A 24,748-nucleotide genomic window follows, 5' to 3' on the forward strand; every position below is an offset into this window, starting at 1 on the left:
TAAAGGGCACGACACCCTGCCGGGATCAGAGAGGCAGCCGCGCGTCCAAGCAGGCAACTTTGCCCAAAAGCACTCGTGGCAATAGCGTTTACTGTGGCGAAGTCCATGAAAGGGCAAAGAGTTGATCAGTGTACCGAGAGCCCAAGGTTCCACCGAAGACTTGACCGGCATTGTGGGGGTCGCCGCCCAGGTGATTGTTGCCCTGGGCGAATGGGGCGTCGGCCTGATGACGTTCCTGGAGACCGTGTTCCCTCCCATCCCCAGCGAGGTGATACTCCCCCTCGCGGGGTTCCTGACCCAGCAGGGAAGCATGAACATTGTTCTGGTCTTCGTCACCAGCACGCTTGGCGCATACGCAGGGGCGTTGTTCCTGTATTGGCTCGGATACAAGGTTGGTTTGGAGAGGTCCATCTCGCTGCTTTCGAAACTTCCGCTGGTGGACAGGGAGGACATCGAGAAAGCCTCCGGCTGGTTCGAACGCCACGGCAAGTCCGCGATTTTCTTCGGCAGGCTACTCCCCGGAGTGCGGAGCCTCATTTCCTTGCCCGCAGGCGCCGAACGGATGAACCTCATGACGTTCTCCGTCTTCACGATCGCCGGCGCGGGACTGTGGAACGCAGTACTGATCGGCCTGGGGTCACTGCTTGGCAAGCAGTACCACCTGATCGACCAGTACTCGCGGTTCCTCAACTACGCCGTGTACGCAGCGTTGGCGGTTTTTCTGGGATGGCTCGTTATTCGAAACGTCAGGCGCCGCCGGCAGTCAGCTGACCGCCGGTAGCGACTGCGGGGTGACCGGCATCGGTCTCCGCAGGAACACAGCCACAAGAAGTGCCGCCAGGAGGCACAGCCCGGCATTGACCCAGACGGCGGCTGTCACGCCGCTGAGCACCGAAAGGGCATCTTGCCGGCCGATGGCCAGAATATGCGCGGTGAAGACAGCGCTCATGACCGGAATGCCCAGGGTGATGCCGATCTGCTGGCTCATGGTTGCCAGCCCCGTGGCCAAACCCTGCTCGGATTCAGGCAGGCCCGAGGTTGCGGTGACCATGAACCCGACAATGACCACAAGGTTCGCGACTCCCCCGATGAACGTTGCAGTCAGCAGCAGGCCGATGGAGGCAGGGTCAGCACTGAGCAACACAAGCAGGCCAGTGGCCGTTGCCTGAACGAGGAATCCAAAAACGATCGCCTTCTTGCTCCCGATCATGCCGATGATCTTCGGCCCGAGGACGCCGCCCAGGACAGTACCAAGACCCAATACTGCAAAGGCCAGACCTGCACCGAAAGGTGTGTAGCCGAGGACCTGCTGGAGATACAGGGTCAGGAGGAAAACCAGGGACGTCTCCGTGACAAACGCAAAAATGCCTGCGATGTTCGCCCAGGCCACGGTCGACCGCTTCAGTATCTCCAGCGGCACCAACGGCGACGCAGCACGCCGCTCGACGGCTGCGAACGCAAGGAAGAACACGACGGCGGCCCCCAGGGCACCCAAGGTCAGCGGATCGGTCCACGAGTGCTCGGCAGCGTTGGTGAGTCCGAAAACCAAGGCCAGAAGGCCCAGAGTTACGGTCATTGCCCCCGGTACGTCCAACCGCAGCTTGGCAGCGGGCTTGCTTTCGGCCAGGACGATCGGAGCGATGGCAAGCACTCCAACGGCCACGGGAACGTTCAGGAAGAAGGCCCACCGCCAGCTGAGAAGGTCTGTCAGAAGGCCTCCCAGGATGGCGCCGGTGGTGAACCCAGCGGCCATAAGGGAACCGTTGAGTCCCAGGGCTTTGTCCCTGAGCGGTCCTTCCGGGAACGAAGCCAGCAATAGTGACAAGGCAGCGGGCACGACGATGGCTGTGGCGGTACCTTGGCCCACACGGGCGATCAGCAGTACGGCTGGGTCGACTGCCATGCCACCGGCCAGGGAGGCTGCACCGAGCAGCGCCATCCCTATGAGGAACATCGTGCGGCGGCCAACGATGTCGGCAACACGTCCGAACAGTAAGGTCAGTCCGGCGGCGCACAAGGCGAACGCCGTCGCAATCCATTGGAGGCTCTCCAAACTGAACCCGACGTCGGCACCGATGGCGGGGAGGGCGACGTTGAGGATGGAGAAATCAACGGCGAGGGTGAAGCTGGCCGCGAGCAGGATGATGAGGGCGAGTCGTTGCCTGCCTGCCATTCGGGCAGACGGCGTGGTAATCCGGCGGGCCTCTGATGGGGGTGGAGCCGATCCTGTGGCTAAGTCCTGGTGCGAGGTCATGGGTGTTTCCTTCCGTGGAGTACTTGCTGCGTCCGTCGGCAGTGTCTCGGATCTCCACCTTCACCGAATGCCAGCGCATCAACCACACCCCCTCTTGCCTACCCCTGGCAGGGACAGGACAGTTTCAGGCAGGACCGGCAGAATGGGTTCATGACCAGTCAAAGCGAACTTGGGGAGTTCCTTCGTATCCGGCGCGCTTCCCTGCAGCCGGAGGATGTCGGCCTCCTCAACTACGGCATCCGCCGCGTACCGGGGCTCCGCCGGGAAGAACTGGCGATGCTTGCCGGAGTCAGCAGCACGTACTACACGCGCCTTGAGCAGGGCCAGAGCAGCAACGCCTCCGAGGCTGTCATCGAATCAATCTCCCGGGCCCTGAACCTGAACAGCGATGAACGCACGCACCTGTTCAACCTTGCCCGGGCAACGACCACCAAACGGCGAACAACCATGAAGCCGGACAAAGCCAGACCCGGCACCTTGCGGCTGATTCATTCGATGCCGTCCACGCCGGCTGTTGTCTTGGGCCGCCGGAGCGAAGTGCTGGCATGGAATGCCCTCGGCCACAGGCTTGTCGCCGGTCATCTGGACTTCTCTGCGCCTTCAACGCCGGCGACAAGGCCGAACCTGACCCGGATGCTGTTCCTCGACCCCCACACCCGTGAGCTGTACACACATTGGGGCGAGGAAGCCAAGCGGGCTGTTTCGTCGCTGCGCCTGGTTGCCGGCCAATCCGCGGACGATCCCGAACTGGCCTCCCTGGTTGGAGAGCTGACCATGAAAAGCGAAGAATTCGCAGCCCTGTGGGCCCGGCATCCGGTCGAGAACTGCATGTCCGGACTGAAACACCTTCATCACCCGGACGTCGGGGATCTGGTGCTCAATTTCGAGGTTCTTACCCCTCCGGACGAATCAGGTCACCGGATTCTCATGTATGCGACTGATCCTGGTTCTTCCGCCGAAGGAGCCCTTCAACTGCTGGCGTCCAGCCAAGTGGGCGAAGTTCCCGAGGAAACGCGTTCACTGCAGCCAAGATAGCTGCGGTACACCTAAACTGTGGAGCTAAGGAGATTCGAACTCCTGACCTCTTCGATGCGAACTCCCACCCGGGAGTACTTGGTTCTCTTCATTTCCTCAGACGTCAACGTCACCGACTAACGGACAAGCGGTGGCCGGGCTATTTGCCGGAGGTCGCGCGACCGAAAAGGCGAGAGAACCAGCCCTTCATCCCTGACTGCGGCTGGTGGCCTTTCCCTTCACCGCCAGATGCTTTCTGCTCCCCGCCGATAACCGAGCCGTCGTCCGCAAACCCCTTGCTCATCAGCAAGAGTTCAACATCATCATCGTTCTCTGGCGTGCTCGGCAATCTGGATGCATTTCGGTCCAGATGTTCGAAGTAGGCAGCTGACCGACCGCGTACCAGCGGTTTCCTTGGCGATACAGCGTGATCTCTTCCGCGCGGTAACTGTGAAGTCCACCATTCACCGTCCGGGCAAGAATGCGTTCCTCCCCGGCGGACACGGCGCGGTCATGCCATCTTTTGACGCACTCATCATCCTGCTCGCCCGTGCTGGCTTCTCGCGCTGCGACTGGGTTTGGTTCCGCCCAGTCGTACTCGTTTCGGTGCTCCGAGAGGTCAGACAATGGTGCTCATGACGTTCCAGCCCTGCCCAACCTGAACACGTGGCATCCACCCAGTGGCGCTGGCCCGAGGATACAACCACAAAATTCCCGCGCTGTCACGGGCCAGCACGTCGGCTCGGCCGTCACCGTTGAAGTCTCCGGGAGCGATGATGGCAGTCATGACGTTCCACCCCTGACCGGACCGCACCGGCGGGTACCAGCCACCTGCCCCGTCGCCGGGATAAATCCACAGCACACCGGACGTGTCCCGTGCCAGGACATCAGGTTCCCCATCTCCGGCGAAGTTTCCGCCGCCAAGAATTGTCGACATGACGTTCCACCCCTGACCCACCTGAACCCTGGCGGACCAACCGCCGGCCCCATTTCCCGGATAGAGCCAAAGAACCCCGGCTTGGTCACGGGCCAGGACGTCGGGAAAGCTGTCGCTGTTGAAGTCGCCCGGGCCGACAATGGCAGTCATCGACTGCCAGCCTTGCCCGACCTGAATCCGCGGATGCCAGCCGCCGTCTCCGTCGCCCGGGTACAACCACAGCGCCCCGCCTCCATCCGTGGCGAGCACGTCCGCTCGTCCATCACTGTTGAAGTCGCCGCCAGCCACTATGGACGCCATGGAGTTCCATCCCTGACCCACACGGTCCGGCGGGAGCCAAGCTCCGGCACCATTGGTCGGGTACAGCCACAGGGCTCCGTTGGTGTCTCTGGCCAGCACATCGGCGCGACCGTCGGTCGTGAAATCCCGGTTGGATGGATCCCGGATGACCGCTACTGACCCGTTCCGCGAAGGTACGTAGACCGCGTGTGTTTCGGGATCGATCTTTGGCGTGCCCGGATCCGTGACATAAAGAGTCTGTGTGGTGGTGCTGCCATGGATCACTGACACCGTGTTTAGTCCGATGTGAGTTACGTATAGCGTATGGGTTGCGGAATCTACCGCCACGAAGCGCGGAAAATCCATGTACAGGTCGAATTCGATGGTCCTGACGACCCGGTCCCCGTTGATCACCGAGATGGTCCCGGCGAAGACTCCCGGAACATAGACGTCGTGGGTGACCGAATCCACCGCGATCGACAAAGGACCGCCGCTCGTCGTGGGAATGGTCTGTGTGACCACGCCATCGTTGATGACCGAAACTTTGCTGTTGGAATAGTTGGCCGCGTAGACGGTGTGGGTCGAGGTATCCAGTGCAACCGCCCACACATAGCCGCCATCGATGGGTATCGTGCCGGTCACCTGATCGCCCTCGATGACAGTCAGGCCCGTCATCCCGTTGGCAACGTAGATCTTCCCGGTGCCAGGGTCCACGGCAACATCCATCGGCTGGTGCTCCACCGGAATGGTCGCTGTCACCGTTGTGCCATTGATGATCGACACCGAGTCGCTTGCCGAATTGACCACATACACGGAGTGCGTCAGCGGATCCAGTGCCATTGCGGCCGGGTGTTGCCCGACGACTACCTTCGTTGTCAACACTCCGTTCCTGAACACTGAGACGGTATCGCCTAACAAATCGGCAGCGTAAAACAGTCCCGTCGCGGGATCATAGGCAACGGACGTGAACGTGCCGGAGCCCTCATAGGAATCGCTCACTTCAGGAGCCGCCACCGCAGGGTTACCACTCTGAACGGCAACGGCGGAAACGAGAGCCAGGACCACAACGCTGACGATTCGAGCCAGGTAACTGCGCATGCGGCTCACCCTACCGTCAGTCATGAGCCTCACGGGGTTATCCCGACGATCGGGCGTGAACGTGCCGTTGCAGCCGCTCTCGACCCGTCTCCTATTACGCACTACTATAAGAAATATAAAGACTTTAAAGAATTTATAGGAGTGTAAAAGTGGCCGCGAAAAACCCGTTCAAACCGACAGCTGGTGCCCGCCCACCGCTTCTTATCGGCCGGGACGACATGCGCCAAGATTTCGCCGAGAGCATCGAGAATGGGCCCGGAGCCCCCGGGTTGCTCTCCATCTTCACCGGACCCCGCGGCATCGGCAAGACCGTCATGCTGGGGGAAATTGAAGACGAAGCCATCGAGCACGGCTGGATTGTCATCTCGGAAACCGCCACGGCCGGACTCGTGGACCGCATCGGCAGCGCCGTCCGCGCCGCGGCTGAAGAGCTCGGGGACGGCCCTGCCGGCCGCCGGATTACCGGCGTGACGCTCGGAATCCTCCGCGTGGATACCCAGCTTCCGGCTGTGCGTGAGGTTCACTGGCGGCGGCAGATTACCGAACTGCTGGAAAAGTTGAGCGAGCAGGACACCGGGTTGCTGATCAGCATCGACGAGATTCATGCCGTGGACCGGACGGAGCTCTCCGAAATCGCAGCGGTCGTCCAACATCTGATCCGGGAGAGCCTTCCCATTGGCCTGGTCCTTGCTGGTCTGCCTAAATCTGTCGAAGACCTGCTCAACGAAGGCGTCTCCACCTTCCTTCGCCGCGCCGAAAAGTACGACCTGCACAGGACCTCGATAGACGAGGTCGCCGAAGCCTTTAGAGATACTTTCTCCGAAAGCGGCGTGAGCATCAGCGACGAACATCTCCGGCAGCTGGCCGAAGCGACCGGCGGCTACCCATTCCTGATCCAGCTCGTCGGCTACCACGTGTGGAGTCAAGCGAGAAAATCAGGGGCCGTAGTCACCGACGAGGCGCTGGCTGCCGGTGTACAGAAAGCCCGCCGCCGTATGGGTGCCACCGTCCTGCAGTCTGCCTACTCGGCTCTATCCGATGTCGATCAGTCGTACCTGCTGGCCATGGCTGAAGACGATGGCCCATCCAGCACAACGGCAATCGCGGAGCGTTTGGGTGTGAACGCCGTATACGGCGGCCAATACCGGCTCCGACTTCTGGCCGCAGGGGTCATTGAAACAACAAGCAGGGGGTACGTGGACTTCGCTGTCCCGACATTCCGCGAATTCCTCCGCGACACACCCGCTTATGGACTTCGGTTGCAGCACCCAAAACACTGAGAGCCACGCTGTAGCGCTCTGCTCCGGAGGGGGTCAGCCGTTTCACTGGTGCCTATATGACCCTATCCAAGCCAAAGCGTTACGTATGTGTTTATTCCGTCAGGTCCGACGGCTCAAATTCCTTGCAAACTGTGGAGCTAAGGAGATTCGAACTCCTGACCTCTTCGATGCGAACGAAGCGCTCTACCAACTGAGCTATAGCCCCCGGACCAGACGTTTCCGCCAGACCAGTGTCCCTAGGCTACAAACTTTCCCGGCGCTTTTCCAACCACGACACGAACGTCTCCGCGCCAAGCGCTTTCTCCGGTGCGAGGTTGTGTCCGGAGCGCAGGAAGGCCCCCATGCTGCCGGGCAACGGAACGGTGAGAATCAAACCCCGCGCGCCGGTCACAGCCTTCCAGGACCCGGCCAGGGCGCGCATGGAGAGAACCTCCGGACCGCCTACCGTCCGCAGGTGGTGCAGCGAAGGAAGAGAATCCGACAACGCTTCTTCCAACAGAACTGCTGCAACATCCGCCGGAGAAATCGTCTGGAAATCCACGCCTTTGAACACTGGGATCAGCCCGACCCGGGAACCCGCAGCGAAGACCCCAGCAACCAGACTGTGGAACTGGGTCGCCCTGACCACCACGGTTTCCAGCGGCGCCCCGGCATACTTTCGTTCCTTATCGGCTTTGGACACGTAATAGGGAAAGCTGCTGATATCACAATTGATGATGGAGAGCATCACGGCTCTTGGGACGCCGCTGGTGTGGGCGGCAGCCAGAAGCCTCGCGCCGCCGTCGGCGAATTGTTTTTGCGTCTTGCCGAACTGGCCTTCGAGGCAGTCAATAACGACGTCGGCACCCGCCATAGCGGCCGCCAGGCCTTCACCTGTGGTGACGTCGCCGGCGAAGTAAGTGGCGCCGTCGTGATGACTTGCCGAACCGACCGGCGGAACGTGCCGGCTGAGGACTGAAACCTTATGCCCTGCCGCCAAAGCGAGCCGGACAACCTCGCGGCCCACCTGTCCGGTGCCACCAGCGACGCAGATGGAACTCATGGTTCGTTACGCGCGGCGTCGTTGCAGGACATCGTCCAGGTTGCTCAGGGCACTCGGGGCCTTGGCTGAAGCGACTGCGGTAGCAGCGTCAGTTTGCCCGGCGGCCTGCTTCAGGACGGGCTTGCCGACAGGTTTCGGGGCCTCCGGAAGGTCAAGGGGCTCCGGCGCCGGACGGGGCGCCTTGGCAGCGTCGACATACGTGGGCTTGGGAACCTCTACGGGCTTCCAGCTCGCACCTTTGGAGTCAACGGCGGCCTGCGCCGACTCGTCGCCGGCCGCAACTGCGACGGCCAACGCCGCTTGGCGAAGTTCGACCGCCGACAGGCGGGCGGCCTCACGACTGGTGGCTTCGGCGTCGAAAACTGTGGTTTCCTTCGCCTCTACAACCGGCTCCTTCGGCAAGTAGCGTGCTGGTGTCGGAATGGGCGACGCCTGCGCTGCACGGCGTGCGCGTCGTTCACGAAGATCCCGAAGGGCGAGCTTACGCAAAACGACGACGGCGACCACCGCACCGATGAACGAGACCAGGGGCAACCAGACAGAGCCCGTGCCGAAAAGACGGAGTATGCCGGAAACGATTGCCGTCACGAGCAAGGCAAGTCCGGACACCGCCAGTGTGAGCCGCGCGTAGCGGATGGTGAACGGAGTGCTGGACGACTTCCCCAGGGACGGCTCTGACGCGCGGGAATCCTGGGGCGACGCCTGTGCTTTGCTGTGCATGGTCTCCATCGGTTTCTCCTGCTGAGGTGCCAAAGTCAGTACCACCCCTGCCTGCGGTTCGTCTGGTTCGTCGTCGAAAGCCTCTGCTGGAACAGCGGCCGCTTGGACTTGTTGCCGCCTGTTCCGAAGAACGTACGGCGCCACCCAGACCATCCACAGCGCGACAGTGACCACGAGTATCACTGAGCTGCTGAGAGGGAAGTCCACATTCAAAACCGTAGAAGCAAATCACCGGGGGTGGCGGCATTGCGGCCGGTGTGTCGTGGTCGAGTCCGCAAATGACTGGAGATAAAGCTGAAAAGCCCTATGACCTGCCCGTTTGTCCTTTGAGCCATCTGCGCAAGAGACCCTCCGGGACTTCTTCGGAGGTCAACGCGAAGGAGCGATGGTCAGCCCACTGTCCGTTGATGTGCAGATACCTTTCCCGGTACCCTTCGTCGCGGAATCCGAGCTTTTCCACCACGCGCAGGCTGGGCCCGTTTTCGGGGCGGATATTGATTTCCATCCGGTGCAGACCCAACACAGTAAAGCAGTGGTCGGTGGCCATGGCTACAGCTGTGGGAGCGATCCCGCGCCCGGCCCGGTCTTTGTCCACCCAATAGCCAAGCGTGGCCATCATGGCCGATCCCCACACAATCGACGAGACCGTCAATTGGCCAACGATGGCGGGCTCCCGCGCGCCTGCCGTGCGTTCAACGATGACGAACGGCAATGCGGTGGACTGTCGGGCCTGCTCGTTCAGGGACGAAACCATTTGGCGGTAGCTGGGGAGGCGGCCACCCGGAGCCGGGTTGGACGCCTCCCACGGTGCCAGCCAATCACTGTTCCGGGAACGGACCTCGGACCATTCCCGCTTGTCGCGATAGCGGATGGGCCGAAGGGCCAGGTCTCCGCACTCCAGCGTTACCGGCCAGATCGCAGACCCGTACATCCGTGTTACTGGGGAAGCGTGGCGGTGAAGTTCGGCAGCCACTCGCGCAGCTCAGGACCAAGGTCTTCGCGTTCGCACGCGAGCTCGATGCACGCCTTCAGGTAGCTGAGCTTGTCGCCGGTGTCATAGCGGCGGCCGCGGAACACCACGCCGTACACGCCATAGCCTTCGCCCTCGCCCGCAGCCAGGACCTCAAGCGCATCGGTCAGCTGGATTTCGCCACCGCGGCCGGGGCCGGTCTGCTCCAGGACTTCGAAGACGGCCGGGTGCAGCACGTAGCGGCCAATCACGGCGAGGTTTGACGGCGCCTCTTCCGGCGACGGCTTTTCCACCAACTGCTTGATACGGACGTAACCGTCCTCGCCGATGTCCTCGACGTCGGCGCAACCGTAAGCGCTGATCTTGGAAGGCTCGACCTCGATCAGGGCTACCACGGAACCGCCGGTCTTCTGCTGGACCGCAATCATTTCGCTCAGGAGGTCGTCGCGGGCGTCGATGAGGTCATCGCCCAGCAGGACGGCAAAAGGCTCGTAGCCGACGTGCTGCTTTGCACGAAGGACTGCGTGGCCGAGGCCGTTCGGGTCGCCTTGGCGGACATAGTGGATGTCGCCCAGGTTGGTAGCCGACTGAATCGCTTCCAGCTTGGCGGTGTCGCCCTTCTCAGCCAGGGTCGCTTCAAGCGCCGGAACACGGTCAAAGTGGTCTTCCAGGGCGCGCTTGCTGCGTCCTGTGATCATGAGGACGTCGTGCAGGCCAACCTTCACCGCTTCTTCGACGACGTACTGGATGGCGGGCTTATCGACCACAGGCAGCATTTCCTTCGGCATCGCCTTGGTGGCGGGAAGGAACCGGGTACCAAGACCCGCTGCGGGGATGACGGCCTTACGGACAGCGTTGTTATCGAGAGTCACCGGACTAATGTAACGGAAGGAAGAGAGCATCAGGTAAACCCCCCGCCGCGCGGGCCGCACATTTTATTGCCGGAAACACACAAGGAAACACTTTAACCGGACCCGACGAACCCCCAGGATTGGATACAGATGGCGTCGAAAGAAGACATCCGCCGCAACCGGCGGCTGTACAGGAGGGCCCTGACACCAGGGCAAATCGCTGATGCGGGCGAAGCGATAGCCCGGCACGGTTCCTCGTGGGCCAGCTCCGTCACGTCCGGAACACCGTCGTCGTTCGCGGTGTACGTGGGAGTCGCCTTCGAGCCACCCACCATGCCACTCCTTGAAGCCCTCCACGAAGCGGGCCATGAAGTCCTGCTCCCCGTCTGCGAACCGGAACGGCAACTGAGTTGGGTGTATTGGACGCCGTCCACGGTCTTCACAAGGTCCGCCTACGCTCCCATCGACGAACCCACCGGTGAGCGCCTGGACAGTTCAGTCGTCGCTTCGACGGCCGGAATCTTCATGCCGGCCACCGCAGTGGACCGGGACGGAAACAGGATTGGCCAAGGCGGCGGTTATTACGACCGGCTCCTGCAGGGCCTGGACGCGTCCGGCCGGCGGCCGCCCACCATCGCGGTGGTGTACGACGACGATCTGTTGCCTTCAGGCTCCATACCCGCCGAGGCCTTCGATCGCCCCGTGCGGGAAGTGCTGACACCTTCGGGCATTGTGGTTCTCGACAACGCAGCGGAGCCCGTCTGACTCCCGGTCATTTCCGGCGGGTTCCGGTTGGTGAGCTCCGGCACAAGTGCTGGCACACCGCAGGGGGACGGATGATAGAATTGGCACTCAGGCCCTGGGACTGCTAATGCGGAAGTTATTCGGCACGGCGGAGCAGGACCTGAACTTTGTCCTAAAGGAGGAACTCAGTGCCCACATACGCATACGCCTGCAAAGACTGTGACCATGCCTTCGACATCGTCCAGTCCTTCTCAGACAGCTCCCTGACAGAGTGCCCTGAATGCAAAGGCACGCTGCGCAAGAAGTTCAACAGCGTGGGCGTCGTCTTCAAGGGCTCTGGTTTCTACCGCACTGACTCCCGTGACGCCAAGGGCAGCACAGTATCCGCTGCGCCCACGTCACCGGCTGCACCCGCAGCTGCGGCCACGCCCGCTCCCGCACCGGCCGCCGCGGCGAGCTAGCTCCGGAACTTTTCCACATAGGCAACCCGGCCCCTGTTAGGCGGCCGGGGCTGCTGACTACCGTGGCGGCATGTCACACTCCGCCCGTAGCGCCTTCCTTGCCCATGCCGAGCGTTCAGCTGGAACAGCTGGACATGAACGGTTGCCGTACCACCCCTCGCCCTCCCCCAGGCGCTTTCCACGGGGGTTCGGCCGTGCGCGGCGCAACGGACCTCCAAAGCGAAAGCCCACACTCAGGGCGTGGCTTTCCCGCAACCGGCGGCTTTGCGTCGCGCTGCTTCTATGCCTTGCTGCCGGTCTGGCGGTACAGCAGCTGACTCCTGTGTCGGCCGCCCGGGTCAGCGTCCTGGTCGCAGCCCGTGATCTACCGGCCGGCGCGAGCCTGAAGGAGTCAGATTTCACCAGGGTCGATGTCGCAGCCGAACTGGCCATCTCCGCAAGGGTGGATGATGTCGCGACCCTGGTTGGGCGCCAGCTGGCCTCGCCTTTGGGCAAGGGACAAACACCCACGGACTCAAGCCTCCTGGGCCCTGGCTTGCTCGCGGGCACTCCTGCAGGTTCCGCTGCCGTCCCCCTGCGCATGGCAGATCCTTCTTCCATCCAGCTTCTGTCGCCGGGGCAGCTGGTGACCGTTGTCCTCACAGCGTCCGGCAGTTATGACGAATCCCGCCAGAGCCAGGTTTTGGCTGGCCCTGTTCCTGTTCTCTGGACTTCGGCCCAGGGCGGCAAGGCCGGCGAATGGCTTGGCACCAGCGATACAGAAGGGCTGGTGGTGGTCGCTGCCAACCCCCAACAAGCAGAAAAGCTTGCCGGCGCATCCACGCAAGGCAAGCTTTTCTTTGTTCTGGTCAGCCCATGAAGCTGCTCAATCGCTCATCCCCAGTGCGGGGGCTTCTGTTCCTTCAACCACTGCTCGTGGTCATAGCCTGCTTCATCGCCCCATCTGCGGGGATCGTCCTCCGCGGCCTTGGTGGGGGGGATGCCGCCCGAGCTGTGCTTGGCAGCCGTCGGCTCGGCGGCTTTTTCAGCTGCCGTGTTGTCCGATCCACTGTTCTCCCCGGCAGAGCCGTCGGTGGAACTATTTCCTTGTTCCGTCATTGGTGCTTCTTTCCTGTCCCCTGTCTGGTCCCGCGTCCCCTTGGCATCCTCCTCGGGTTGGTGATCCGGGCCGGTGGCCGGGGAACGGGTGAACACAGGCTGAGCCTTGTCCAGATTCAATTGTTCAACATCCATGTCCAGGAAGCCATGTTGAGACGACTCGGCAGCCTTCGGAATGTGGTTTTCCAGTCCAAGGTAGGAACCGATGCGATCGGCGCAGGAGGACGGGTCCGTGAAGACTTCGATCGTCCACAGCGACATATAACGCCACCCCATGCGCTCCAGCAGTTGAGGCCGCAGCCGGCTGCGTTCACGGACACTCATGCGCCGGTATCGTTCCGTGCCATCGGACTCGATGGCTACGGGCGTGGGAATTTCAGCACCTTCCCTGCCAATGGTGTGCACAGGATCAGCGGCTGCGGCTATGTCCAGCACACCGTCGTAAAGGTGCCAGACACGGGCGCCGCGGGCACGCAGTCGTTCGCCAAGATCCGCCACCAACGGGTCCTCGCCAAGTGCTTGCTCGCTGGCAACGGCACGGGATGCCGGGGTTCCGAGATTGCTGTTCCCCGAGAGCTCCCTGTCCAGCAACTCGTAGAAGTCCACTGCGCCGTGCGCCAGGCGATCGAGGTCGAGGTCCTCGGGCCGGAAGCAGCTCAGGACGTGCATGGAGCGCCGGGCCCTGGTCATGGCCAAGGCAAAGCGGTTACGCCCACCCTCAGTGGACAGCGGTCCAAAGGAGTGGAGCGCCCGGCCATGCGGGGTGCGTCCATACCCGAGGGAGAAGATCACATGGTCCCGCACCAAGCCCTGCGCGCGTTCCAGATCCACCACGCGGAAGGATTCGGGGCCGGCGGCGAAGAAGGAAGACAGCAATGGATGGTTCGGCAGTTGGAGCCTGATGGCCTCGCCGATCCTGGCAGCGTGGCGCAGGCTTGCCGTCACCACAGCCAAGCTGGTGCGGGGACGCAGCGTGGCATGTTCAAAGACAAGATCCACCACCCGGTTGACCTCGGCAGTGACGGACTCGACCCCCTCGTGATCGGCGCCCGGAAGGCCGGTGCCGTCAGGGATGTACTCCACAAGGATCGAGCGATCCAATCCCGTAACCGAGTTGCCGTCGGGCAGCCGCTTCAGGCCGCCGTCGTAGTAGTTCTTGCTCAGCTGCAGGATCAAGTCTTCATCCACTGCCCGATACACCCAATTCAACTGCCACGATGGCAAGACCCTGGCCAAGGCCTTGAAGGCACTCTCCACAGTCTCGTGGCTCGCGACTCCGGCAACCGGGGGTTCGACGGCCACGCTGAAGGTCCGCGCATTGGCAATCTTCGCGTCGCCGAAAGCAACTACCTGCCGTGCACGGGCGATCGCGGGAAGGACCGCTTGCAACGAGGTGGACTCAGCGTCGATGACCACAACAGCATCAAACTTCTGCTCAGCCGGCAGGACGCCGGTCAGCAGGTACGGGCTGACCGACCACACCGGGACAAGCAACGGCACGAGGTCCGGGGCTTGGGCGCTCAGCGCAGGCAGGGTAACCCGGCCGTCTTTCAGCAAGGCCCGCAGCAGTTCAGCCTGGCGAGGGTGCTCCACCAATCCCTGGCGCCACCTTTGGGCAAGCTGCCATCGGAGCCGCGCAGCACCGCTGGCGATGTGGGCTTGGTCAGCAAGCCGGAACTCAGCTTCGAGGCGCCTCAGGGAGTCGCCGTCGGACATCGCAAGATAGTCGTCGCCGCTGATCATTGCTTCCAGCGCGGACTGCCACCAAGCCAGGTCCAGCTCCGCGGCCACCGAGGACGCAGGTACCTCCCGCTCCGCCAGATCCGCCAAAAGCTCCCCGAGGCCGTGCTCGCGCATTTCTTCAATGAGGAGCGTGCGTTCGGGCAAGGTTTCCAGCGTGGCGGTGTCGGCTACGAGCTGTTCCAAGCGTTCCATCAGCTCCGCGTAAGGCGTACCGTGGAGCGAGCCTCCGGCCGACGTGTGTTTGAGCGCCTCACCGAGGCGCCGCAGCTCAGCGTCCAGCTCCCGGTACAGTGCGCCGAGGTCGGCCAGGCCGGAAGGAACGGCCGGGTGCCGCTGCGTAGTGGCGTAACCGGCCCACAACGCACGCTGCTCCTGGACAAGGACCAGCGAGCTGTGGAGATCGGCGATATGAACACCGGGCCGCACATACTCCTTGGCGACCCGCCGCAGCCGGGACCGCTGCATGGAAGGCATCTCGATGTTCCGCTCGCGGCGCCACGCAGAACTGGCCGTCGCGGAGATCAAATCGTGAACCGGACGGTCAAAGATGTCCGGCGTGAACTTGTCCAGGCTCTCGCGCACGGCAATCAGGAGTTCGAGCTGCGCGCCCCACTCAGTAAAGGTTTCTCCCAGGCGGATCTCAGCGTGATCGGACACCTGTTTCATGCGGTCACGCAGGACAGGAAGCTTCTCAGCCGCCAAGCGGGCAAGTTGCTGCGCTTCCTCGGTTTCCTTGCGGGTGACCAATCGGGCACCGTACCAAGGGCTGTTGGTCGAAGCCCGGCTGAAACTGCCAAGTTCGGCAGCGCGACGGAGCCGGGCCGCCAGCTCTTCCCGGTCCTTGATGTTGTCCAGGACACTGCGCTTCAAGCGAACTGTCGTGGAGGGCGCCGGATGGATCGAAGTCAGTTCAGCAAGTGACTGCATGGCCTGATACGGCGAGCATCCCCATCGCTCGCGCACGTTATGCAGGGAGGCGACATGGTCCATGAGGGCGTGCCGATGCCCGGTCAGTGTCTGGTGAAGGTTGCCGAGCTGGGGCTCAAGAGCCTTCTCGTTGCGCATGATGGCCCGGACCAGCTGGCCCTTGAGCTGCTGGGGGGTGGCTCCATTGCCTGGCCGGAACAGAAGCGAATCCAGCCCCAGTGATTCGAGGTGAGCGGAAAGCCCGGCAAGGCTGGACTGCCTGTCCCCCACCACCAGGACCGATTTTCCTTCGCACACCAGTGCGCCAATGGCGTTGATGGCAGTCTGCGTTTGTCCGCTGCCCGGGGGTGTGCTGACCACCAGGGAGTCTCCAGCCCGAACGGCGTCAACCACGTACTGCTGGTCCGTGTCGGCGTCGAGCAGGAGCAACTCTTCGGCCGGGTCACGGAGGTCCAAGCTGGGGAACCTGCCTGCCTTGATGGGTTCCGGCTCGATGTCGCCACCGTTGGCCGCCGTCGCCAAGGCCGCCACGGTGGGGTTGTTCAGGTTGATCCAAGGATCATCCAGGTTGCCCGACAGATCGGCCAGGGTTGTCACCAGGAGATTGAACTCAACCTCAGCGCCATGGATCGGCTGAACCAGCGTGGACAGGCGATCCAGGACGGGTTGCGGATCCAAACGTGCGGTGTTGTAAGCCATTCGCGCCACGGCATTGACGTCAAAGACGATGCCATGGACGGTCTTGAGGTGACGCACCAGGGCGGGGTTCATCCGGGCTTGCTCAGTGAGCTGAAGTTCGAAGTCGTCCTCCCCCGGCCGGACCGTCAGGACGATGGACGTGAGCATCACGGGTGCGGAGACGCGCTGTGGCTTGCCGCCCACCGCAGAGGTCCACACCACGGTGCCGGCAGAAAGATACCCGGCTTCGATACCGCGGTCGTTGCTGAGCTCGAAAATCTTGGATCGGATATTGCGCGCCGCACGTGCCGCGACCAAGTACTGCTGGCGGTCCCTGATGAGCGTCGACAGGCGCGTCCGACGCCCTGCCAGCAACTGCGCCAGCCCCGAAGGGTGCGCGTTGCTGAGGTCAATGGCGCCTTCGGGCGTCTTGACGAAACGCAGCATAGTGTCTGCCCCGGTGACGGGTTTGAGACCAGACAGCCATTTGCGGAGCTCTTCGGAGCCCTCTTCCTGGCCTTGACCTACTGACACAACTTCTGCCTTCTTTTCTGTACTAGCTTTAGACGCCTTGGACCATACCGGCATACTTTCGAGGGTAGCGGGAATCCACGGCGAGCCCGCTCCGCAACGCTGTTCCGACGCGAAATTGCCCGGTTTTCACTGCAACATGTCAATCGCTCACCGGCAGGGAACTGCCGGAAAAGCACAGTGGCCGGCTTCCCGATGGAAGCCGGCCACTTAGAATGCTATTCCCACTCGATGGTTCCCGGTGGCTTGCTGGTGACGTCCAGCACCACGCGGTTGACCCCATCGACCTCGTTGGTGATGCGGTTGGAGATGCGCGCCAGGAGGTCGTAGGGCAAACGCGACCAGTCCGCCGTCATGGCGTCTTCGGAAGACACCGGACGCAGCACGATCGGGTGGCCGTACGTACGTCCGTCGCCCTGCACGCCAACGCTGCGAACATCGGCCAGGAGGACAACCGGCATCTGCCAGACGTCGTTGTCGAGGCCAGCGGCCGTCAGTTCGGCGCGAGCGATGGCATCGGCCTTGCGCAACAGATCGAGCCGTTCCTTGGTCACTTCGCCCACGATGCGGATACCCAGGCCGGGGCCGGGGAACGGCTGGCGGCCTACGATTTCCTGCGGCAGACCCAGCTGCGCGCCTACGGCACGAACCTCGTCCTTGAACAGGGCGCGAAGCGGCTCAACCAGCTCAAACTGCAGGTCGTCGGGGAGCCCACCGACGTTGTGGTGGCTCTTGATGTTTGCAGCACCCTCGCCACCACCGGACTCGACGACGTCCGGGTACAGCGTCCCCTGGACCAGGAACTTGATCTTCTCGCCTTCGGCAGCAGCCTGGGCAATGATGGCCCGCTCTGCTTCCTCGAAGGCGCGGATGAATTCGCGGCCGATGATCTTGCGCTTGGTTTCGGGATCGCTGACGCCGGCAAGAGCCGACAGGAAGCGTTCCTGCTCGTTGGCAACATAGAGGTTGACGCCCGTGGCGGCCACGAAGTCACGTTCGACCTGTTCCGCTTCGCCTTCACGGAGCAAGCCGTGGTCTACGAAGACACAGGTGAGCTGGTCGCCGACAGCACGCTGGACAAGTGCAGCGGCAACTGCGGAGTCGACGCCACCGGAAAGGCCGCAAATGACCTTGGAGTCGCCAATCTGCTGGCGGATGCGCTCCACCTGCTCTTCAAGGATGTTGCCGGTGGTCCAGTTGGGGCTCAGACCGGCGCCCTTGAACAGGAAGTTCTCCAGGACATGCTGGCCCAGAACGGAGTGCTTGACTTCCGGGTGCCACTGCACACCGTAGAGGCGCTTCTCATCGTTGGCGAAGGCAGCCACGGGGGCGCCGGCCGTCGTTGCCAGTACTTCGAAGCCCTCGGGTGCCTCGTGGACGGAGTCGCCGTGGCTCATCCAGGTGTTCTGGGACGCCGGGACACCGTCGAGAATGGAACGTGCATCGCCCACCAGGAGCGCCTCGGTTGCGCCGTACTCACGCAGCCCGGTCTGGGCCACTTTGCCACCCAAGGCGTTTGCCATGGCCTGGAATCCGTAGCAGATACCGAAAACGGGAACCCCGGCCTCGAAGAGGTCGGCGCCTACGAACGGTGCGCCCTCAGCGTAGACGCTGGAGGGTCCGCCGGAAAGGATGATGGCTGCCGGGTCTTTGGCCAGAAGCTGCTCGGTGGTGAAGGTGTGCGGAACAATTTCCGAATACACATTTGCTTCACGGACGCGGCGGGCAATCAGCTGCGCGTACTGGGCACCGTAGTCAACAACCAGCACCGGCTTCTGGGAAGTCTGGGGTGCGGTGGGAGTAGTCACCAACCAAGACTACTTTGCCGGACCGCCCCCGCGCACGTTGACAAGGGCGGCCGGAGGCCAAAACGGGCACTCCCGTTAGGCATCTCACATCGGGAACGGCCAGTGGCGCCTAGTAGCGCTTGGAAGCCTGGGGATTGGCTGCCAGTTCTGCTTCCACCTGTGCGTGGAACTTCTTCTCCACAATGAAGGACAACAGCGGAATCACGCCGCCCAATGCCAGCAGGACCATCTTGGAGAACGGCCACCGCATCAACGACCACAAGCGGAAGTTGGAGACGAGGTAAACCACGTACATCCAGCCGTGCACGATCAGCACCGTGGTGGAGATGTTGAATCCACCAATGACGCCCTTGGGCTCGGATTCGGCAAAGCCAAAGCCAAAGGGCTGGCCCGTCACGGCGTTGGTTCCGCCGGCGAAGAGTGAAACACCGAAAACGTACCGAGCGATCAGTTCAGCGCACAGCAGGAGCAGCATGGCACCAGTCAGGTAGGCCATGACTTTGTAGAACTTCAAGGCCGAACGGATCTGCGCTTCCGTCCCGCCGAACCGCCGCTTTTTGGGCTTCGGTCCTGACTGCTCAGGCTGGATGGCAGGTTTGGGCTCAATCATTGCTGCACCTTATGTTCTGGGTCGGGACTTGAAGGTTCGGTAGTTGCGGGCAAGGCATGGGGGTCTTCAGGGACCTCATCGTAGTAGTCGTCGTCCTCGTCGTCCTCGAGGTCCCGGCGGTAGTCATCACGCACCAGCCGCCACCAGATAAAGACGGAGAATCCGGCGAACACCACCCATTCCACGGCGTAGAAGAGGTTCAGCCAGTTGATCTGCTCTGCCGGTGGCTGGGGTGGAATATTGAGGGCTTTGACGTTGTCGCCCAGTGGGACGCTCACACCGCCAGCCACCTCGGATGTGGCCGCTATGAAACCGGGGTAGCTTGAAACATCCCAGCTGTTGATGAGTTCCGCGGTGGAGACCGCCGACGCGCGGCCCGGGCCGGCGTCGACATTTGGTACGGGCGCTTCGGACGGTATCAGGCGACCGGTCAGCGTAAGAGTGCCCGACGGCGGCGGGCCCGCTTGGGCGGCATCAGCCACCCAGCCGCGTGCTACGGGAATCCAGGTCTGCGGCGAGGCGGCGACACCCTTCAGCGTAGGAGCGCCGTTGACCTCGAAGGCCGTGACGATCCAGAAACCTTTTTGGTTGTTGTAAAGCCTGCCCTCGACCAGGACCTGCTTGCCTGGATCGTAGGAGCCGGTGGCGGTGACCATCTGGTCGGAAACAGAGCCGGGAAAGAACTGGCCCGGCTTCAGGACGTCGACCAGGGGTTTGACTTCTTCAGTGGTGGAAGCAGCAGGGCTCTCGTGCTGGGTGGACCGGCCGAGCTGCCACTGGCTAAGCAGCACGAACACCCCGGACAACAGAAGCGCAAAGACCAGTCCTGCGATCCAGCGGGGTTTCAGAGCGGTTTTCAACACCCCTTAACCGTACTTCGTCCGGCTGTAGAACAACGAAACGAGGGCTGGGGCCGCCTGGAGGGGCACCAATCCTTAGTGGTCGAAGAAGACCAGGCTGGAGTTGATGAGCTCGGAAATCACTTCGGGATCGTGCGCACGGCGCAGGGACTCCCTGAATGATTCCTTGGAGAGGGAACGCGCAAGCGTGGCCAGAACTTCAAGATGGTCCGAGAAGGAGCTGGCCGGTGTGGCGATGAGGAGGATCAGTGTGGCAGGGCCGTCTGCAGCACCGAAGTCCAGCGCATGGCCAAACTTGGTGACGCCTACGGCGATGGAGATCCGGTCCACGAATTCGCTGCGGGCATGCGGAAGACCGATTCCGCCGGGAAGCCCGGTGGCCAGCTGGTGTTCTCGCGAATGTACCTGCTCCAGGAAACCATCAAGGTCCGAGATCCGTCCGGCCTGATGGAGCTTTTGAGCCAACTGTGCTGCGGCGTCGATCTTGTCCTCGGCAACAAGTTCAAGAATGACCGTGTCCGGGGTGGTCAGTTCCGCATCATATCGGTCCAGTGGTTCAGCCAAGTCGTGTTCCCTCCATGTGGCCTCCCGGCCTCAACTCCCTGCGCCTGTCAGCGGAGGGGAACGATGTCATCCACTCCCATGCGTGCGGCATCCGCCGATTCGTCATCGGGTTGCTGCTGGCTGAGTCGTTCAGCCTCCACACGTGCAAGGTAGTGCTTGATCTCGCTTTCACGCTGAGCATCGCTCCAGCCCAGGATTTCTCCCATCAGCTTAGCCACTACGGGCGCCGCAGACACACCCCGGTCCCACGCTTCAATGGAGATCCGGGTACGGCGGGTCAAAACATCGTCGACGTGCCGAGCGCCTTCATGGGTTGTTGCGTAGACGACTTCGGCTGCCAGGTAGTCGTCGGCGCCCGGAAGCGGCTCGCCCAGTTCGGGCCTGTCGGAGATCGTGGCGAGGACTTCCGATGCCATGGACCCAAAGCGGTTGAGCAGGTGCTCCACGCGTGCCACGTGCACACCTGCTTGCTCGGCGGACCTCCCCCGCCGGTTCCAGGCCGCTTTGAATCCCTCCGCTCCCAGCAAAGGAATGGTGTCGGTGCAGCTGGAAGGGACACGCTCGTCCATGGCCCTCGTTGCTTCGTCCACGGCATCCTTGGCCATGACACGGTAGGTCGTGTACTTCCCACCGGCCACCACCACCAGACCGGGGACGGGGTGGGCCACTACGTGCTCGCGGGACAGCTTGGCGGTGGAGTCATTGTCACCTGCCAGAAGCGGACGGAGTCCCGCATAGACACCTTCAACATCTTCACGGGTCAGGGGACGCTTGAGTACCTTGTTGACGTGCTCCAGCACGTAGTCAATGTCCTTGCTGGAGGCAGCCGGATGGGCCTTATCCAACGTCCAGTCCGTGTCGGTAGTACCGATAATCCAGTGCCGGCCCCAGGGAATCACGAAGAGCACCGACTTTTCAGTACGAAGGATCAGACCCACAGTGGACTGGAAGCGGTCCCGTGGCACCACCAGGTGGATTCCCTTGGAGGCACGGACCTTGAGCTGGCCACGGTCTGTGACCATGGCCTGCGTTTCGTCTGTCCACACGCCGGTGGCGTTCACCACCTGCTTGGCCCGGATCTCGAAGACGCTGCCGTCCTCCTGGTTTTCCACCTTGGCACCCACCACGCGTTCGCCCTCCCTGAGGAAGTCGACCACGCGGACCCTGTTGGCCGCGTGTGCCCCGTAATGCGCCGCTGTCCTGACAAGGTTGACCACAAGCCGGGCATCATCGACCTGGGCGTCGTAGTAACGGATCGATCCCACGAAGGCATCGTCTTTGAGGCTGGGAGCCGCACGCAGGGTGCCGCGTCGGAAGAGGTGCTTGTGCATGGGGACACCACGGCTGTGGCCGGACGTCAGACCCAAGGTGTCGTACAGCATGATGCCTGCGCCCACGTAGGGGCGTTCCCAGAAACGGTGGGTCAGCGGGTAGAGGAACGGAACGGGCCGGACCAGGTGGGGTGCGATCTGCTGGATCAGCAATCCGCGTTCCTGCAGGGCTTCCTGGACCAGCCCGAAGTCCAGCATCTCCAAATAGCGGAGGCCACCATGAATGAGCTTTGAGGAGCGGGATGACGTGCCGGACGCCCAATCCCTGGCTTCGACGATGCCAACTGTGAGCCCGCGCGTGACCGCGTCCAGGGCAGCACCAGCGCCCACCACGCCGCCACCGACAATCAGGATGTCCAACTCCTTGCCTGGCTCGGCAGTGGCTTTCAGGACATCAATGGATGCGGCACGGGATTCCGGGCTCAGTGCCCCCGGAGAATTCACCTGCGGACCGCCTGCGACATTGCTCATCGGACCCCTCCTCAAACGCAACAGCTGGTAATCCCCTACCCTACTTGTTGCTCGTCGCCTTGGGCAGGGCTGCCGATGAGGTGCATCCGGACAGAATCCGGCAAAAAAGGACCCCGGGAGCAGCGTGTGGTCTGTTCCCGGGGCCCTCCTTCTGTTTTAGGCCTAGCCGAGGTACGGCGAAACGACGACGTCGACCCGCTGGAACTCTTTCAGGTCCGAATAGCCGGTGGTCGCCATGGAGCGACGCAGGGCACCAATGAGGTTGGAGGTGCCGTTGGTGTGGTGCCCGGGACCGAAGAGAACTTCTTCCAGGGGGCCAACAGTTCCAACGTTAACCCTGTCGCCGCGCGGGAGTTCAAGGTGGTGGGCTTCCTGGCCCCAGTGCCAGCCCTTGCCGGGGGCTTCCTCGGCCCGTGCCAGTGCGCTGCCCAGCATGACGGCGTCGGCGCCCATGGCAACTGCCTTGACGATGTCGCCCGAGGCGCCCATGCCGCCGTCGGCAATGACATGCACGTAACGGCCGCCGGACTCATCGAGGTAATCACGGCGGGCGGCGGCGACGTCGCTGATGGCCGACGCCATCGGCGAGTGGATGCCCAAGGCGCGGCGCGTAGTTGTGGTGGCACCGCCGCCGAAACCGACCAGGACGCCGGCAGCGCCGGTGCGCATGAGGTGCAGCGCCGGGGTGTATCCGGCGGCACCGCCGACGATCACGGGAACGTCGAGTTCGTAGATGAACTGCTTCAGGTTCAGTGGCTCGTGGTTCTTGGAGACGTGCTCGGCGGAGACCGTGGTGCCACGGATGACAAAGATGTCCACACCGGCGGCGAGGACGGTCTTGTAGTGCTCCTGGGTGCGCTGCGGCGTCAGGGAACCTGCCACCGTGACGCCGGAGGCGCGGATCTCGGCAAGGCGGCTGGTAATGAGTTCAGGCTGGATGGGTGCCTTGTAGAGATCCTGCATGCGCCGGGTAACGGCAGGGCTCGCGGTTTCGCCGGCGAGCGCTGAGATCTCATCCAGCACGGACTGGGGATCTTCGTAGCGGGTCCACAGGCCCTCGAGGTCCAGGACGCCGAGGCCGCCCAAACGGCCCAGGGCGATGGCGGTTTCCGGCGACATGGCCGAGTCCATCGGCGCTGCGATCACCGGAATGTCGAACTTGTAGGCGTCGATCTGCCAGGAGACGGAGACGTCCTTGGGATCGCGGGTCCGGCGGTTGGGGACGATCGCAATGTCGTCCAGGGAGTAGGCACGACGCCCACGCTTGCCACGGCCAATCTCAATCTCATAAGTCACGGCTCTTACTTTACTGGACCCCTTGCCGAACCCCGATTCGGCAAATGGCGTGGGCGCTTCACAAAGCGCTGAAAGAAGCCGCGCCCTTCCCGGCCGGCTGCGGGGCCACCGGCTACCAAGGGTGCCCGCCTGGCAGTTTCCACATGGGCAGAGGTGCCCATGGCAGGATCCCGGACAAATCCGATAGCCTGCGGAAACACACCACACCATGCAAGGGGGAACCATGGCGCCCGGATTCTACGGAGCCGACATCGAACAGCTCCGCTCGTTGTCCATGCAGATGGGACAAGCCGGGAGCCGGCTCCAGAACCAGGAACTCCAGGTCAACAGCCTGATCACCAGCGTGGCGTGGAAAGGAAACGACGGCGAGCGCTTCCGACGCGAGTGGAGCAGCACCCTGCGCCCCATGCTGCACAAAGCCTCCCGTTCCCTGGATGACGCGTCCAAGATGCTCCGCACCCAGGCCGACGAACAGCAGAAGGCCAGTGCTGATGGCGGCGTTGCCGGCTTCGGACCGGGCGGATCTGGCGGTCCCGGCGGGTCTGGCGGACCGAACGTCCCCCAGGTCCCCGGTAGCAATGGAAGTCAAGTCGCCCCCACCACTGGCTTGGAAGGCGTGCTCGGCGTCAGCGGCAGCCAGGGATGGTGGGCCGGAAACGCCCTCGTGACTGCCAACGGCGTGGTGGCGGACTCCATCCTGGCCCAGATGGCCAGGGGCGGATTGGTGACTGAACTGACGAGGTGGCCGTGGCTGAGTGCCCAGTACGGACAGGCTGCCGGCGCCGGGTATGTCAGGGGCACCCAACTGCTCAACGGCAGTTCGATGCTCGGCCGTGTCTCGGGAGCATTGGGCGTCGTGACCGGCGGGTTGCAGGTCTATCAAGGCATCCAGACGGGACACCCCGGAATGGCCGTGGACGGCGGCATCTCCGCTGCCCTGGCCGTGGGCAGTTTCGTCCCGGTTATCGGCCCTGCCTGCGCCATCGCCGGCATCGCGTGGGGCGGCCTGGGTCTATTGGCCACCAACATGGGCTACGATTCCGCGTCTTCCATGATCGCTGATGGCGCGAAACATGTCTGGGAGGGAGCGCAGGACGCCGCCGGAGCGATAGCCGACGGCGCGAAGAAGGTCTGGGGATGGCTCACATGACCCCGCGACTTCCTAGACTGGACACAGAACC

At 62.8% G+C, this 24,748-nt stretch carries 20 protein-coding genes and 1 tRNA gene; 7 read left to right on the forward strand and 14 right to left on the reverse strand.

The features are described from left to right. The first annotated feature begins 121 nt into the window (after positions 1–121). Positions 122–781, forward strand: coding sequence for a DedA family protein (locus PV760_RS00235; RefSeq protein WP_354626896.1), 660 nt, complete (start codon positions 122–124; stop codon positions 779–781). Here the strand turns inward: PV760_RS00235 and PV760_RS00240 are convergent. After that, complete coding sequence (locus PV760_RS00240; RefSeq protein ID WP_354626965.1) at positions 764–2,173, reverse strand: MFS transporter; 1,410 nt, start codon at positions 2,171–2,173, stop codon at positions 764–766. The genes PV760_RS00235 and PV760_RS00240 overlap by 18 nt on opposite strands. A 231-nt stretch (positions 2,174–2,404) precedes the next feature. On the opposite strand from PV760_RS00240, the gene PV760_RS00245 reads away from it, so the two are divergent. After that, a complete protein-coding gene (locus PV760_RS00245; RefSeq protein ID WP_354626897.1) occupies positions 2,405–3,289 on the forward strand; it encodes a helix-turn-helix transcriptional regulator in 885 nt (294 codons plus the stop codon). A gap of 598 nt (positions 3,290–3,887) precedes the next feature. Here the strand turns inward: PV760_RS00245 and PV760_RS00250 are convergent. Then, positions 3,888–5,582 (reverse strand): FG-GAP-like repeat-containing protein, encoded by a 1,695-nt coding sequence (locus tag PV760_RS00250; protein ID WP_354626898.1) that lies wholly within the window; start codon positions 5,580–5,582, stop codon positions 3,888–3,890. A gap of 149 nt (positions 5,583–5,731) precedes the next feature. On the opposite strand from PV760_RS00250, the gene PV760_RS00255 reads away from it, so the two are divergent. Further along, entirely contained in the window at positions 5,732–6,862 is a 1,131-nt protein-coding gene (locus tag PV760_RS00255; RefSeq protein WP_018776602.1) for a DUF8462 domain-containing protein, read from the forward strand. Positions 6,863–6,994: 132 nt separating this feature from the next. On the opposite strand, the gene PV760_RS00260 is transcribed toward PV760_RS00255, so the two are convergent. The 5 genes from PV760_RS00260 to galU all read right to left on the reverse strand — a co-directional run bounded on the left by PV760_RS00260 (position 6,995) and on the right by galU (position 10,496). Next, positions 6,995–7,067 (reverse strand) — tRNA-Ala (locus PV760_RS00260). Positions 7,068–7,103: 36 nt separating this feature from the next. Beyond that, positions 7,104–7,904, reverse strand: coding sequence for an SDR family oxidoreductase (locus PV760_RS00265; RefSeq protein WP_354626899.1), 801 nt, complete (start codon positions 7,902–7,904; stop codon positions 7,104–7,106). Between the two features lie 6 nt (positions 7,905–7,910). Beyond that, complete coding sequence (locus PV760_RS00270; protein WP_354626966.1) at positions 7,911–8,798, reverse strand: hypothetical protein; 888 nt, start codon at positions 8,796–8,798, stop codon at positions 7,911–7,913. A gap of 130 nt (positions 8,799–8,928) precedes the next feature. Then, positions 8,929–9,555 carry a GNAT family N-acetyltransferase gene (locus PV760_RS00275; protein ID WP_018776605.1) on the reverse strand — a complete coding sequence of 209 codons (627 nt, stop codon included), beginning with the start codon at positions 9,553–9,555 and terminating at the stop codon, positions 8,929–8,931. A gap of 5 nt (positions 9,556–9,560) precedes the next feature. Continuing rightward, positions 9,561–10,496 (reverse strand): UTP--glucose-1-phosphate uridylyltransferase GalU, encoded by a 936-nt coding sequence (gene galU, locus PV760_RS00280; RefSeq protein ID WP_018776606.1) that lies wholly within the window; start codon positions 10,494–10,496, stop codon positions 9,561–9,563. Between the two features lie 99 nt (positions 10,497–10,595). On the opposite strand from galU, the gene PV760_RS00285 reads away from it, so the two are divergent. The 3 genes from PV760_RS00285 (at position 10,596) to PV760_RS00295 (ending at position 12,509) form a co-directional block, all read left to right on the forward strand. Further along, positions 10,596–11,210, forward strand: a complete 615-nt coding sequence (locus tag PV760_RS00285; RefSeq protein WP_018776607.1) for a 5-formyltetrahydrofolate cyclo-ligase — start codon at positions 10,596–10,598, stop codon at positions 11,208–11,210. 167 nt (positions 11,211–11,377) lie between these two features. Next, positions 11,378–11,650 carry an FmdB family zinc ribbon protein gene (locus tag PV760_RS00290; RefSeq protein WP_018776608.1) on the forward strand — a complete coding sequence of 91 codons (273 nt, stop codon included), beginning with the start codon at positions 11,378–11,380 and terminating at the stop codon, positions 11,648–11,650. 322 nt (positions 11,651–11,972) lie between these two features. Further along, positions 11,973–12,509 carry an RcpC/CpaB family pilus assembly protein gene (locus PV760_RS00295; protein ID WP_018776609.1) on the forward strand — a complete coding sequence of 179 codons (537 nt, stop codon included), beginning with the start codon at positions 11,973–11,975 and terminating at the stop codon, positions 12,507–12,509. Between the two features lie 14 nt (positions 12,510–12,523). Here PV760_RS00295 and PV760_RS00300 read toward each other — a convergent pair whose 3' ends face one another. The 7 genes from PV760_RS00300 to PV760_RS00330 all read right to left on the reverse strand — a co-directional run bounded on the left by PV760_RS00300 (position 12,524) and on the right by PV760_RS00330 (position 23,567). After that, complete coding sequence (locus tag PV760_RS00300) at positions 12,524–16,684, reverse strand: DUF4011 domain-containing protein (RefSeq protein WP_354626900.1); 4,161 nt, start codon at positions 16,682–16,684, stop codon at positions 12,524–12,526. Positions 16,685–16,845: 161 nt separating this feature from the next. Then, positions 16,846–18,435, reverse strand: a complete 1,590-nt coding sequence (guaA, locus tag PV760_RS00305) for a glutamine-hydrolyzing GMP synthase (RefSeq protein WP_026266989.1) — start codon at positions 18,433–18,435, stop codon at positions 16,846–16,848. Between the two features lie 109 nt (positions 18,436–18,544). Further along, positions 18,545–19,045 carry a DUF3817 domain-containing protein gene (locus tag PV760_RS00310; protein ID WP_018776612.1) on the reverse strand — a complete coding sequence of 167 codons (501 nt, stop codon included), beginning with the start codon at positions 19,043–19,045 and terminating at the stop codon, positions 18,545–18,547. Beyond that, positions 19,042–19,908 carry an SURF1 family protein gene (locus PV760_RS00315; RefSeq protein ID WP_354626901.1) on the reverse strand — a complete coding sequence of 289 codons (867 nt, stop codon included), beginning with the start codon at positions 19,906–19,908 and terminating at the stop codon, positions 19,042–19,044. Before PV760_RS00315 ends, PV760_RS00310 begins: the two co-directional genes overlap by 4 nt. Positions 19,909–19,980: 72 nt before the next feature. Further along, complete coding sequence (locus PV760_RS00320) at positions 19,981–20,469, reverse strand: PTS sugar transporter subunit IIA (protein WP_018776614.1); 489 nt, start codon at positions 20,467–20,469, stop codon at positions 19,981–19,983. Positions 20,470–20,516: 47 nt separating this feature from the next. Next, the gene (locus tag PV760_RS00325; protein ID WP_018776615.1) at positions 20,517–22,271 is read right to left on the reverse strand and encodes a glycerol-3-phosphate dehydrogenase/oxidase; all 1,755 of its coding nucleotides are present in this window, start codon (positions 22,269–22,271) and stop codon (positions 20,517–20,519) included. A gap of 162 nt (positions 22,272–22,433) precedes the next feature. After that, entirely contained in the window at positions 22,434–23,567 is a 1,134-nt protein-coding gene (locus PV760_RS00330; protein WP_018776616.1) for a GuaB3 family IMP dehydrogenase-related protein, read from the reverse strand. Positions 23,568–23,790: 223 nt separating this feature from the next. Between PV760_RS00330 and PV760_RS00335 the strand changes: the two genes are divergently transcribed. After that, complete coding sequence (locus tag PV760_RS00335; RefSeq protein ID WP_354626902.1) at positions 23,791–24,717, forward strand: WXG100 family type VII secretion target; 927 nt, start codon at positions 23,791–23,793, stop codon at positions 24,715–24,717. The last annotated feature ends 31 nt before the right edge of the window (positions 24,718–24,748 follow it).

Origin of the sequence: Paenarthrobacter sp. CC6 (genome assembly GCF_040560085.1) — a bacterium.
GTDB lineage: Bacteria > Actinomycetota > Actinomycetes > Actinomycetales > Micrococcaceae > Arthrobacter > Arthrobacter nicotinovorans.